The sequence below is a fragment of the Ferrimonas pelagia genome (assembly GCF_039543565.1).
Taxonomy (GTDB): Bacteria; Pseudomonadota; Gammaproteobacteria; order Enterobacterales; family Shewanellaceae; genus Ferrimonas; species Ferrimonas pelagia.
Map to the genome: position 1 here is coordinate 92,775 of NZ_BAABJZ010000106.1, position 12,046 is coordinate 104,820.

The 12,046-nt window shown below is 55.7% G+C and carries 11 protein-coding genes; 8 read left to right on the forward strand and 3 right to left on the reverse strand.

Annotated elements, in window-relative coordinates:
• Nucleotides 1–51: 51 nt before the first annotated feature.
• From ihfB to ABEA08_RS21100, 5 genes are all read left to right on the forward strand, one after another.
• Complete coding sequence (ihfB, locus tag ABEA08_RS21080; RefSeq protein ID WP_345337425.1) at nt 52–333, forward strand: integration host factor subunit beta; 282 nt, start codon at nt 52–54, stop codon at nt 331–333.
• Between the two features lie 92 nt (nt 334–425).
• Complete coding sequence (locus ABEA08_RS21085; protein ID WP_345337426.1) at nt 426–719, forward strand: LapA family protein; 294 nt, start codon at nt 426–428, stop codon at nt 717–719.
• The gene (lapB, locus tag ABEA08_RS21090; RefSeq protein ID WP_345337427.1) at nt 719–1,879 is read left to right on the forward strand and encodes a lipopolysaccharide assembly protein LapB; all 1,161 of its coding nucleotides are present in this window, start codon (nt 719–721) and stop codon (nt 1,877–1,879) included. Before ABEA08_RS21085 ends, lapB begins: the two co-directional genes overlap by 1 nt.
• A gap of 20 nt (nt 1,880–1,899) precedes the next feature.
• Nucleotides 1,900–2,598, forward strand: a complete 699-nt coding sequence (pyrF, locus tag ABEA08_RS21095; protein ID WP_345337428.1) for an orotidine-5'-phosphate decarboxylase — start codon at nt 1,900–1,902, stop codon at nt 2,596–2,598.
• A gap of 212 nt (nt 2,599–2,810) precedes the next feature.
• Nucleotides 2,811–4,565 (forward strand): acyl-CoA dehydrogenase family protein, encoded by a 1,755-nt coding sequence (locus ABEA08_RS21100; protein WP_345337429.1) that lies wholly within the window; start codon nt 2,811–2,813, stop codon nt 4,563–4,565.
• Nucleotides 4,566–4,571: 6 nt separating this feature from the next.
• On the opposite strand, the gene ABEA08_RS21105 is transcribed toward ABEA08_RS21100, so the two are convergent.
• The 3 genes from ABEA08_RS21105 to dacB form a co-directional block, all read right to left on the reverse strand.
• Nucleotides 4,572–4,892, reverse strand: a complete 321-nt coding sequence (locus ABEA08_RS21105) for a hypothetical protein (protein ID WP_345337430.1) — start codon at nt 4,890–4,892, stop codon at nt 4,572–4,574.
• Nucleotides 4,893–5,037: 145 nt separating this feature from the next.
• Nucleotides 5,038–6,291: a hypothetical protein gene (locus tag ABEA08_RS21110; protein WP_345337431.1), complete on the reverse strand. Its 1,254-nt coding sequence runs from the start codon at nt 6,289–6,291 to the stop codon at nt 5,038–5,040.
• Nucleotides 6,288–7,700, reverse strand: a complete 1,413-nt coding sequence (dacB, locus tag ABEA08_RS21115; protein WP_345337432.1) for a D-alanyl-D-alanine carboxypeptidase/D-alanyl-D-alanine endopeptidase — start codon at nt 7,698–7,700, stop codon at nt 6,288–6,290. Before dacB ends, ABEA08_RS21110 begins: the two co-directional genes overlap by 4 nt.
• Before the next feature lie 455 nt (nt 7,701–8,155).
• Here dacB and pssA point away from each other — a divergent pair, with 455 nt between their 5' ends.
• From pssA to ABEA08_RS21130, 3 genes are all read left to right on the forward strand, one after another.
• Nucleotides 8,156–9,508, forward strand: coding sequence for a CDP-diacylglycerol--serine O-phosphatidyltransferase (gene pssA, locus ABEA08_RS21120; protein ID WP_345337433.1), 1,353 nt, complete (start codon nt 8,156–8,158; stop codon nt 9,506–9,508).
• Between the two features lie 108 nt (nt 9,509–9,616).
• Nucleotides 9,617–10,777 (forward strand): GGDEF domain-containing protein, encoded by a 1,161-nt coding sequence (locus ABEA08_RS21125; protein WP_345337434.1) that lies wholly within the window; start codon nt 9,617–9,619, stop codon nt 10,775–10,777.
• Between the two features lie 31 nt (nt 10,778–10,808).
• Complete coding sequence (locus ABEA08_RS21130) at nt 10,809–12,002, forward strand: methyltransferase (protein ID WP_345337435.1); 1,194 nt, start codon at nt 10,809–10,811, stop codon at nt 12,000–12,002.
• Nucleotides 12,003–12,046: the final 44 nt, after the last annotated feature.

The window sequence follows — 12,046 nt, forward strand, 5'->3', positions numbered from 1 at the left end:
GGATTTATTCCCCTCTAATAGGCGACTGTACTGGCTATCAGGAGAGCGAGGATGACGAAGTCCGAACTTATTGAACGACTTGCCACAAAGCAGTCGCACCTTTCCGGTAAAGACGTGGAAGGTGCCATTAAGGAGATGCTGGAGCAAATGGCAAGCACTTTAGAACACGGTGATCGTATCGAGATCCGCGGTTTTGGGAGCTTCTCATTGCACTATCGAGCTCCGCGTGTGGGTCGTAACCCAAAGACCGGGCAATCGGTCGACCTCAATGGCAAATACGTTCCGCACTTTAAACCCGGTAAGGAACTGCGCGAACGCGTTAATAACAGCTGAGTCTGTTGCATAAAACCCCGCCAATTTGGCGGGGTTTTTTTATCTTAGGTGGCATGCTTTTGTTTTTTGGTGGATAATTCGGGTTACTCGCTATGGACAAAAGGGTTGGTGTGAAAGCCTTTATCATTACGGCCTGTGTGGCCGCACTTTTTCTGGTTGCGTTAGCGTTTGGCGCCCGCAACGAGCATCTTGTGTCTATCAACTACTTCATAGCACAGGGCGAATTCTTGTTGCCTTGGGTTATGGCGGCGGCGTTTCTCGCTGGGTTTGTGGTCAGCTGGTTATTGGCTTTGGTCTTGGTACTGAAGCAAAAGCTGATGATCCGCCAGCTCAAGTCCCGTTGCCAGCGTTTGCAAAACAGCCTTGATAAAGACCAACAAGGCTGATGTTTGAGCTGTTGTTCTTGCTTCTGCCGATCGCGGCAGCGTACGGCTGGTATATGGGCCGGCGCAGCATTCGTATTAATCAGCAGCACAGCCAACAAAGCCTTTCCCGAAACTATGTTGAGGGGCTGAACTTTCTTTTGTCCGATCAGCCGGATAAGGCGGTCGACCGCTTTATCGAGTTACTTCAGGTTGACTCCGAAACCTTCGATACCCACCTCTCTCTTGGTAATCTTTTCCGCAAGCGCGGCGAAGTGGATAGGTCGATCCGCATCCATCAAAACCTGATCGCTCGACCTCATTTGTCGCTGGAACAAAAAGATCTGGCCATGATGGAGTTGGCCAAAGATTATCTGGCGGCGGGTCTTTACGATCGCGCTGAGGAGATCCTGCTGCAACTGGTCAAGGATCCGGATCATAGTCAAGAAGCAGAATTGCAGCTGTTGTCTATCTACCAGGCGACCAAGGAGTGGTGGAAGGCGATCCGTTTGGTGAAAAAATTCAAGCGGGCCGATCGGCAGACGATGGTGCCTCAGGTCGCGCATTACTATTGTCAGTTGGCGGAGCAATCGGACGAGTTGGCGGAAAAGATCAAGCTGTGGTTTAAAGCGCTGAAGATCGATCCCAAATGCGGCCGGGCCAATCTTGCCCTGTTTGAAGCGGCACTGCGTGATGGGCAGGATAAACAAGCGATAGACGCGTTGCAGCGACTGGCGAAGTTCAGCCCAGAGTGGGTCAGTGAAACCTTGCCTCAGGCTGAGCAGCCATTTGCCCGGCAAGATCAACGAGCGCAATATCGAGATTGGCTCGAATCGGTGATGGCCTCGCATGCCAGCACCAGCACAGTGTTGGCATTGGCTGAGGTATTGGCCGAAGCTCAGGGCCCCGAACAAGCAGAGCAGTTGATCCTCAGTCAGCTGAAACGTCATCCGACCATGAGAGGTTTTCATCGCCTAATGTCGATGCGCACTGACGCATTGGGCGATACAACGGCGAAGGATAGCCTACTACTGCTGAGCGATCTGGTTGAAAAGCAGATCCGGCTCAGGCCGAAATACCGTTGTTTGCAGTGTGGTTTTCCTGGCCACAGCCTGCATTGGCAATGTCCTTCTTGCAAGTCGTGGGGTCAGATCCAACGGATCCGTGGCCTCGACGGCGAATAGTACCCAATCGGAGAATAATGATGATGACCGGATCAAAAGTATTGGTGGCGCTGGATTTCGCCAGCGAAGCAGAAGCCATGACTTTTGTTGAAAAATTAGAGCCTTCTGAATGTCGCCTAAAAGTGGGCAAAGAGATGTTTACTCTCTACGGTCCGCAGTTTGTCAAAGATCTGGCCGAACGTGGGTTTGACGTGTTTTTGGATCTGAAATTCCATGATATTCCCAACACGGTTGCGCGTGCCGTCGCGGCTTCGGCTGAGCTGGGTGTCTGGATGGTCAATGTGCATGCCAGTGGCGGCAGCAAGATGATGAAAGCTGCGGCGGAAGCGCTTAAGCCTTATGGCGACAAAGCCCCTAAGTTGATCGCGGTCACCATGCTGACCAGCATGGGCGAGGAAGAGTTACCTGAGCTGGGCTTGGCTGGCGATGGTGAAGCGCATGTGCTGCGCCTGGCCACTCTCGCCAAAGCGTCGGGACTGGATGGAGTGGTCTGCTCGGCAAAAGAGGCGAGCTTGCTCAAAGCCCAACTGGGCGAGTCGTTTGAATTGGTGACGCCTGGGATCCGTCCTGCCGGGGCAGCACTGGGCGATCAGCGCCGGGTAATGACACCGGAGCAGGCAGTTGCAGCGGGCAGTGATTATCTGGTGATCGGTCGACCGATCACCCGCTCTGAGGATCCTTTGGCGACGTTGAAAGCGATTAACAGCACGCTTGTTTAATCGCTCGGGCTGAAGCGCTTAGAGCGTGATTAAGTGCTATCCCTCCGGTTGTCCCCGGGGGGATTTTTTTGTCTCTTTTGAACTGGATCGCGCCGAATAGGCCGGGATGTTGCGACAATGCCGGCACGGTTGCGCTTGATTTGATCTGCGTTCCGCTTAATATTAAACAAGTGTTTTAAAAGACCGTTTATCTTCACCGACAAGGGAAAGCCATGAACTATCAAGCCCCACTGAAGGATATGCAGTTTCTGCTGAAGGATGTCTTTGCCGCCGAGGCAGAGTGGCAGCGCATGCCAGCAATGGAAGAGACGCTCGATCTGGACACCGCGAATGCGATCCTGGAGGAGGGGGCGCGGATCACCGCGGAGCTGATCGCCCCATTGAACCGCCCTGGCGATGAGCAAGGGGTTCGGCATATCGAGGATCAAGTGTTGGCTCCGGATGGTTATCAGCAAGCGTACGCCACGTTTGCTGAGTCCGGTTGGGTTGGGCTTGGCGGCGATCCTGAGTACGGGGGCATGGGCATGCCCAAGATGTTGGGGGTGCTGTTTGACGAGATGTGTTACAGCGCGTCGAACGCCTTCACCCTGTACGCCTCATTGACCGCAGGCGCGGCGCTGTGTATTTCGAGCCATGGTGACGAGGCGCAAAAAGCACTCTATCTGCCCAAGCTCTATAGCGGAGAATGGGCCGGCGCGATGGACATGACCGAGCCACAAGCGGGTTCAGATCTGCGTAACGTCCGGACCAAGGCCGAGCCGATGGACGATGGCAGCTACCGGATCACCGGAACCAAGATCTTCATCACCGGCGGTGATCATGATCTGGCAGACAATATTGTCCACCTGGTGCTGGCGCGCCTGCCGGATGCACCCGCAGGCTCACGTGGCCTGTCGTTGTTTATCGTGCCGAAATATCAGGTGACGGAGCAGGGCCAGCTCGGTGAAAGTAACGGTGTGGTGTGTGGCTCCGTCGAGCATAAGATGGGGATCAAGGGCTCGGCGACATGCGTGATGCACTTTGAGCAGGCTCAGGGTTACTTACTGGGTAAAAAGAACCGTGGCCTGATCGCGATGTTCACCATGATGAATTATGAGCGCCTGTCGATCGGGATCCAGGGTTTGGGTTGTGCCGAAGCAAGCTATCAGATGGCCACCCGTTATGCCAAGGAACGCCAGCAAGGGCAGGGGGGCAGTGCCAGTTTGGGCGGGGAGTCCGATCCTATCCTAGTGCATGCGGATGTGCGTCGTATGTTGATGACCAACGCGGCACTGACAGAGGCCGGTCGCGCCCTTGCGGTGATGACGGGTTTGCAGCTGGACAAGGTAAAATACGGCGCGGCAGTGGATCCAGAAGCCGATATGTTGGTTGGTTTGCTGGTGCCCTTGTGTAAGGCTTTCTTCACTGATACCGGGCTTGAGTCTACGGTACACAGTCAGCAGGTATTTGGTGGCCACGGTTACATTCGCGAAACCGGGGTTGAACAGTGGGTTCGCGATGTGCGGATCGCGCAGATCTACGAAGGAACCAATGGGATCCAGGCGCTGGATCTGCTGGGCCGGAAAGTGATGCCAAAGCAGGGAGCTGCCTTGAAGCTCTTGATGCAAATGCTGGACGACACCCTCAGTGTGCTGCCGGCGAACTACGCCGGCTACGGCGATAAAGTGGCACAGGCGTTTGATCAGTTGCTGGATGGCGCGATGGCGTTAAAAGCGCGTGATGGGCAGGCCGATGTGGTCAATGCTGCGGCGGTGGATTATCTGCATGCGTTGGGTTACGCGACGTATGGTTTGATGTGGTTGAAGATCTTGGTGGCCTTGCCTCAAGCCGATGAAGAATTAGCGGCGCGGAAACGACATCTGGCTCAGTTTTACTTTGAGCGGCTGTTTCCACGTTTTAACGCTTATTTGACTGCGGCCTTGGTGGATGCGTCCGTCACCCAGGAGATGCCAGCAGCGCTGTTCTAAGCCGAGCTATTGGTGAAGTTTCACCTTTTTCGGCGACTCTAGGCTGTGGATATTGGTTGTCGTGGGCTGTTGATAGCGGTCTGCGACATCTTTCCAATAGGTCTTGGGAAGGTAAAACAGGTAGTACTTTTCTTTGAGCGTGTCGGTGACAAAGCCCAAACCGTGCCGCGTCAGTTCGAAATGCACATCCGCGATAAAGTCCTGTCTTAGTGCCTGCCGGCCAGACAGTTTTTTTAAGTCGTCCCGCTCAAGATAAACCCCATCCTGTTGGTTGCCAAAGCGGTCGATCATCCAGAGCGCAAACTCTTTTGCACTTTTCATCGACATAAAGCCATCCCCCTCTGTATCTGGCGGGCTTTTGCCCACCAATGAGTTAGTTATAGTCAATGATCGGCGATCGTGAGTGGACGATGATAAAAAGGGCATCGGCGAAATACGGTCTGAGCGGCGTCATCAGCGTCAGTAACGCAGCTCAGGACTTCTGGGGCTCAATCGACAGTTGCCATGGGGTGGCGCCTGCGGGATCGAGCAGTTCCTCGATGTTGTGATCCCATTGGGTGATCACGCGCACCTTAAGTTGTAGTGGCAGATGTTGGCCCATTTGTTGTGCCGCTAGGGACAGTTGTTGGTGCAGCTTGGTGGTAATGGCCTGAAGTTGAGTCCGCGGCGCCGAGCCTTGGTGATCGAAGCAGGCGGTGAGCGCGCCAAGCACGTGAGGGCTGATCTGGGCGACGAGATCCTCCGCTCTGAGTGATGGCCTGACGTACCGCGTGATCTGCTGCCAATCGGGCGGGGCCGCCTGTTTGTCCGCCATGATAAACACGAGCGCGGCCACTTGATGATTCCTGTGTAAGCGGGCGAGTTCATGCTGCAGGCGTTGACGCAGTAATGGCGTGGTTGACGGGGTGTCAGAATGCGCAGAGATGACTTGGCGGGCGGGCTCGGTGATGGTCAGCAGGTGGCCGGTCTGGCTGTCGAGAGGATGGAGTTGGATCTGGATCCGAACCGGCGTTGTGCCAATCGCGGCTTGATACCAATGTTCGCTGCTGCTGGGCTGAGACGCACGTTGCGCATGACCAAGCAGGCCGCTTTGCTCTGGACACCAGCGACTGAGTAGTGTTCCCTCCATTCGGTCTCTGGGCTGTTCAAACCACTGGGCAAATCCTTGTGAAACCTGATGAAGATATCCGTCCGGGTCGAGTCGCGCCTGGGCGATAGGGTTGGACTGGCTGCACGCTTGATGGGCCATGAGCGCGAGGCCCTGGCGGGTTTGGCTGAGATCTGCGGCAAGACGTTCGACGGCGCAACGCAGCAGGGCTCTGGGCAGGGCGTCGCTGTCATGCCGTGCAGGGTCCAATAACAGCAGATGGAAGTCACCTAAGGTAGCGTCGAGCGGTAGCCGCATGGCGTAGTAGCACCGTGCGCCGGTGAGGTGGCGCAAAGGCCATTGTGGGTAGTGGTTGAGATCCGCGCAAAACAGCTGGGCGTCGATCGGGTGCTGAGGCCGATAGAGCAGCCGACAAGGGGCGTGCTGGAGATCGTAAACCGTGCCCGGCCGAGGGTGGCCGCGCTCACTTAACAGGAGCACGCGGCACTGCTGCTGTTGACGCTGCACCAGAGCGAGCAAGGGCCAACGCCCGGTCATCTCCATCGATTCGGCGATCTGGTGGAGCAGGGCTGTGCCACTGGCCTGTTGCGCGAGATGACGCCAAGGATCGGGCGTCATGGCCGTTGCCTCTTCTGCTGGGGGGCGAAACAGTCCGTTTGAATGCATTGGTACAGGTGATGCTCAAATTGTGACAGCAGATCTTGCGTCACACTGGGATCGCCCGCGATGCCATTCACCAGCTGAACCACAATGACCGGCGCTTGATCAGGGCGTTGGACAATACCGGCCAGGTTGCTGACTTGATTAAAGCTGCCGGTCTTTGCGCTGACTTTGTATGGGAGCTGTTTCAGGCTGCGACGGTATTTGAGTGTGCCGCTCTCTCCAGAGACGGGCAACAATTCGAGCAAAGGCGACAGCTTGGGGTTGTTTAGCCAGTGCGTGAGCAGTGAAGCGAGCTGATCGGCACTGAGCAGGTTGTAGCGAGAGAGACCTGAGCCATCGAACAGGGTTCCGCTGTCAAACGCGAGTCCGAGATCTCGCTGCAAGATAGATTTCATCGCCTGGATCCCGAGTTGAAAGCTGGCATCTTGCTGATAGAGATCGTGCGCCAGGGTGCGCAGCAGGCTGTCGCTGATCTGATTATTGGAGTCTTGCAGTACGCGTGTGAGCAGGGCAGGCAGGGCCTGGGACTGGTGCTGGAGCAAGCGCTTGGGCGCAGTGGATAGAGGCGCGTCGACATGGCGTACCGAGCCCGCCAGAGTGATCCCCAGTTGCAGCAGTTGCTGGCTCACGACTTGGCTAACGTAATGGCCAGGATCGTCGATGGCGATGGCCAACGGGGTTGGTTTGTCGATGCAGCCGCTGAGTTGATAATGATTTTGGCTGTGACGCTGCATCTCGAGCGGGCACGACTCGGTGCCATTGCCCAGCTGCACGTTGTGGCTAAACCGCAAGGGAAGATGGGCTGGCTTGTCGATGCGGACCGTGTCGTTGGCAATGCGCAACCAAACTCTGGCACAGTTGCCATCGAGGATCACCGCCGAGCTTTGGGCCGCGTAGCAGATCCCCAGATCATCCCATGGCCATCCGGGGGCGCGATCGTATCCGGAAAAACCGAGTCCCTGGATCAGTAGATCGCCGTCAATATGATCAACGCCCTGTTGTTTTAGCTGTTGCAGCATCCGATAAAGATCGGCGCGTTCGAAGGTCGGATCGCCCACCATGGAGAGCACCAGATCGCCCGGCAGGCGGTGGCCGTCTGGGGCTGGGCCGAGCAGTTGGGTGCGATAGCGAAAGTCGGCCCCGAGCTGGAGCCAGGCGGCGGATGCCGTCAGCAACTTTAAGGTCGAGGCGGGTGCCATTAAGGCCTCGCTGCGGTATTGATACTCTGGCTCGCCGTTGGCGCTGTAGATCGCCAAGGCGAGTTGGCTGCCCTGGGGCAGCAGGGTCTCAAAATCGCGATATTGAGCATGGCTCGCAGCGGGTAGCATCATAATGACGAGGCCGATGTAACGAAGCAGGGCCATGGATCCGATCTCTTAGGTTGTGTTGCAATGATATTCTTGACCATAATGAAAACTCACTCGTAATTCTAGGAAATAGAGATGGATCAAGATCTTCGATATGCATTGAGGCTGACCGCTTTTACCTTGACGGTGATTGTTCTACTGGCAGCAACGGCCGTTACTTTTGCTTGAGCGCAATGAGTGGTTTCTCGGTAATGCACCACCGACTGTCGACTGGAGTTGGTGGTGATCTGGCGCACAAAAGCGTTAAGGTTCCGCTTGGCTTGAGCACACAGTCCACAACTGGCTCTTGCTGAGGCTTGCTCAACCCACAAGGGTCTGATTTACTAGCGCGCTAAACCTCAGTCTTTACGGGCCCTTGTGGCGGTTGAGAGATTGGGCTGGCATTTGTGTATAAGTATTGAGTGGACGTTATTTTTCAGCATGGATCGGATCGATGCTGGAAGAAAAAAAATATGCAATCGGTAACCAACTCTGAAAATCATTGGTACGACAGCTTAGCTGGACGTACCGTCCGGGCAGATAACATCGACGTTATCACCGATACTGCTGGCTACCGTCAGCGTCTTCTGGATCTTATTAAAAACGCGACCCGACGGATCCATCTTGCGGCTTTGTACCTGCAAGACGATGAGGCCGGTCGGGCGGTGCTTCATGCGCTCTATCAGGCTAAGCAACAGCGCCCTGAGCTGGACATTCAGGTGCTGGTTGATTTTCACCGTGCACAGCGGGGCCTGATCGGCAAAGGGCCACAGATCGGCAATGATCAGTTCTATCGTGATCTCGCGCAGCAGTACGCGCCGGTTGAGATAGGGATCCACGGTGTACCGGTAAAAAGTCGTGAGTGGGCCGGCGTTCTGCACCTCAAAGGCTTCGTGATCGATGACACCGTGGTGTACAGCGGCGCCAGCATTAATGACGTCTACCTCGGTTGGAATGGTCGCTACCGTTATGACCGGTATCATTTGATCCACGACGTGGTCCTGGCCGACAGCCTGTCGAGTTTTCTGACCCAAGATCTGATCGCCAGCGATGCGGTGGTCTCGCTATTACATTTGCCGATCGCCAACGCCAAGGCGCTGCGCCGCAGCATCAAGCAGCTGAAGATGCGCTTGAGCCGGGCGCGCTATCAGCTGCCGGATGACATCGGTGACGGTGAAGTGACGATCTTCCCGCTACTGGGACTCGGGCGCCAGGGCAATCAGTTGAACCGTACCATCATTAACTTGTTGCTCAGCGCCGAGAAACGGGTCTTTATCTGCACCCCTTATTTCAACCTACCGAGCCAGTTAACCTCGGTGATCGGCAAGCTGCTCAAACGAGGCGTTGAGGTGCAGATCGTGGTGGGTGATAAGACGGCGAATGATTTCTACATGCCGCCAGAAGCGGAGTTCTCGCCGGTGGGTGCCTTGCCATACCTGTATGAGCAAAACCTGAAGCGGTTTGCTAAACGGCATCAACGCTCGATCGACAAGGGGTTGTTGGATCTACGCCTGTGGTGGCATGAAGACAACAGTTATCACCTCAAAGGCATCCAAGTGGATGATCACGCGTATCTGTTGACAGGGAACAACCTCAACCCCCGAGCCTGGGCGTTGGATCTGGAAAATGGACTCATGTTGATCGATCAGCAGGGCGCGTTGCAAAGCAAGTTCGCCGATGAGCGAGCGTGCATTTTGCAAAATACCACGCGACTGCAAGGGCACGGTTGCATCGAGCCTGTGGACAAGTACCCAGCTCAGATCGCTAAGTTATTGAAAAGGCTTAAGCGACTTCGGGCGGATCTCCTGCTCAAACGTGTTTTGTAAAAAAAGCGGCGCAAGCCGCTTTTTTCATTCAAAACCGCAGTGTTTAAGGTCGTCTTTTGTTGTTAATACAAACAGGATCCTGCTGTCTGGTTTAGGTCGGAGTAATTGATGGTTCGGGAGCTTAGCCCCATCGCTTGGGGGGGCGTCATTATCGTATTGGTGGTTGTGGGGTTGCCTTGGTGGCAGCAACACCTGACCCCCCACACTCTGGCGTTCGATTTGATCCCCTGTGTGGTTCTGTTGCTGTCGGTGTCGATGGCTCATCGTTTTCGCCAGCCGTTCTACAGCTATCTCGGATTGATGCTGCTGGTGCTCTATCCCTTTCACGTGGGGACGTTAGGGATCGAGGGGAGCTTGCGGCTGTCGACTTACGATCTCTATCTGTTGATCGCGTTGAACATGCTCTGGCTGCCGGCTCGTCCAGCCACCTTACTCTACCTGACGGCTTGGGTTGGCTTTCTGATCGCACAGATCCTGTTGATGCAGCAGCTATCCTGGCACTGGTTAAGCAGCATTATGCCGGTCAGCAACCGGGAACTGCCCTGGCTCTATTTGGGGCTTTTGCCGGCCTTCCGTTATGGGCAACGATTGTTAGAGGGTAAGTCTGACCACCTGATGCCCCTCGTGCTGGGCGGGATGCTTTGGCTGGTAAATACTTGGCCGATGCCCTGGCCAGGACACATGCTGATGTACACCGGCATGAGTTTTATCCTACTACTGGGTGTGTTCGACAATGCGTATAGTCAGGCATTTCGCGATGGCCTGACCGGCCTACCGGCACGGCGAACGCTGGACGGGGACATGCTGAACTGCGGTCGTCAGGTGCATGTGGCGATGATCGACGTCGATCACTTTAAAGAGTTCAATGATGGCTTCGGCCATAATACCGGTGACGATGTATTGCGGTTGGTCGCCAAGAAACTCCGGCGGGTCAAAGGCGCCCGGGCGTATCGTTATGGCGGTGAGGAGTTCACTCTGGTTTATCGTAACCACACTCCGGAAGAGGTTGAGCGCTCATTGGATGCGCTGCGTCAGAGCATTGAGACCTTGCCGCTGTTGGTGAGCGACGATCGCTTGGTTGAACGTCGTGAACTGTTGATGATGCGCAACGCGGATAAGCGTGAGTTACAAAAGACGCAGATCACGGTCAGCCTAGGGTCGGCTCAGCGCCACGGCTTGCATGAAGAGATGAGTATTGTGTTTAAACGGGCTGATCAGGCGCTGTATCGAGCCAAACAGAATGGCCGTAATTGCGTTGTCATGGGATAATGAGGACGTTTCAAGCTCATTAGGTCATTTTATGTTGTTGCAAAAACAGTTTGCTGACTTGGTCCCGCACTTGTTGCGGGATCAGTCATTTTGGCGTCCTCAGCCCTTTAATGACCGTGATCCTGACTGGCTGACGGAATACCCACGCTTGGCCTCTGAGTTACTCAGCCTCAATGACGCGCAGGTGAGCAAGATGGAGGCGTGTGATGATGCGCTGTATTCTTGGTTCAGCGCTTACCTGCCCGCGCTCAGCGCCTTGCTGCCACTGCTTGAGTTGCCACTATTGAAGGGGCAGCTGGGCTTTGAGCCCAACGCGCGTCAGTTTGCCCATATTCCCGGGCGTAAATGGACTCAGATCCAGGCGTTTTGTGCCAATACCGATCGGGTGGATCTGCCGTTTTTGGAGTGGTGTGCCGGTAAGGGTCATTTAGGGCGACTGATGGCGCAGCGCAGTGATCAGCCAGTGCTGAGCCTAGAGTATGACGAGAGCTTATGTGAGCAGGGGGTGACGCTCGCCCAACGGGCTGGCACGGCGCAAAGCTTCCGCTGTCAGGATGTGATGCATGCGCAGGTATCCGACCACTTTACGGCGCAGCAGCATGCCGTTGCCTTGCACGCCTGTGGTGATCTGCATCGACGCCTGCTTGAGCAAGCGGTTCAACATCGATTGCAGGCGGTGACGTTCAGCCCTTGTTGCTATCACCTGACCCAGCAGCAAGCCTATCAGCCGTTATCGCGCTTGGCCGGGCAATACCCGTTGGCGTTATCACGGGCGGATCTGCGCCTAGCGGTTCAGGAGACGGCGACCGCGCCAGCGCGGGTGAAACGCTTGCGCGCCATTGAGGTGGGGTATCGGTTAGCGATGCAGGCTGTGTATCGTGCCCAGTGTGGTTGCGACGATGTGCCGCCTTTGCCCTCCTGCGCCAAGAAGATCTTCAGTGAAGGTTTTCCCACGTTTGCCGATTGGGCCACGCAGCAGTGGGGGATCCCGCTGCCCTCGGCGGCCGCGCTGGCCGAGTTCGAACGCGAAGGCCAAGGTGCCTGGCAACGTTTGCGCCGCATGGAATTGGTCCGCCAGCTGTATCGACGCCCGCTGGAGATCTACCTGGTGCTGGATCGCGCGCTGTATCTGCAGGAGCAGGGCTATCGGGTCTCGATCGGTTGCTTTACCGACCGTCAGACCACACCGCGCAATGTGTTGATCAAGGCCGAGCGACCGGATTAACCCTACCTCCTGGATGGTTATAGCGAACGTGAATTATGTCATAG

Excerpts from the sequence above, each read along its gene's own strand:
- ABEA08_RS21100 (WP_345337429.1), top strand. The coding sequence starts at position 2,811 with ATGAACTATCAAGCCCCACTGAAGGATATGCAGTTTCTGCTGAAGGAT.
- ihfB (WP_345337425.1), top strand. The coding sequence starts at position 52 with ATGACGAAGTCCGAACTTATTGAACGACTTGCCACAAAGCAGTCGCAC.
- pyrF (WP_345337428.1), top strand. The coding sequence starts at position 1,900 with ATGATGACCGGATCAAAAGTATTGGTGGCGCTGGATTTCGCCAGCGAA.
- dacB (WP_345337432.1), bottom strand. The coding sequence starts at position 7,700 with ATGGCCCTGCTTCGTTACATCGGCCTCGTCATTATGATGCTACCCGCT.
- ABEA08_RS21105 (WP_345337430.1), bottom strand. The coding sequence starts at position 4,892 with ATGTCGATGAAAAGTGCAAAAGAGTTTGCGCTCTGGATGATCGACCGC.
- ABEA08_RS21110 (WP_345337431.1), bottom strand. The coding sequence starts at position 6,291 with ATGACGCCCGATCCTTGGCGTCATCTCGCGCAACAGGCCAGTGGCACA.
- ABEA08_RS21125 (WP_345337434.1), top strand. The coding sequence starts at position 9,617 with ATGGTTCGGGAGCTTAGCCCCATCGCTTGGGGGGGCGTCATTATCGTA.
- ABEA08_RS21085 (WP_345337426.1), top strand. The coding sequence starts at position 426 with ATGGACAAAAGGGTTGGTGTGAAAGCCTTTATCATTACGGCCTGTGTG.
- ABEA08_RS21130 (WP_345337435.1), top strand. The coding sequence starts at position 10,809 with ATGTTGTTGCAAAAACAGTTTGCTGACTTGGTCCCGCACTTGTTGCGG.
- pssA (WP_345337433.1), top strand. The coding sequence starts at position 8,156 with ATGCAATCGGTAACCAACTCTGAAAATCATTGGTACGACAGCTTAGCT.
- lapB (WP_345337427.1), top strand. The coding sequence starts at position 719 with ATGTTTGAGCTGTTGTTCTTGCTTCTGCCGATCGCGGCAGCGTACGGC.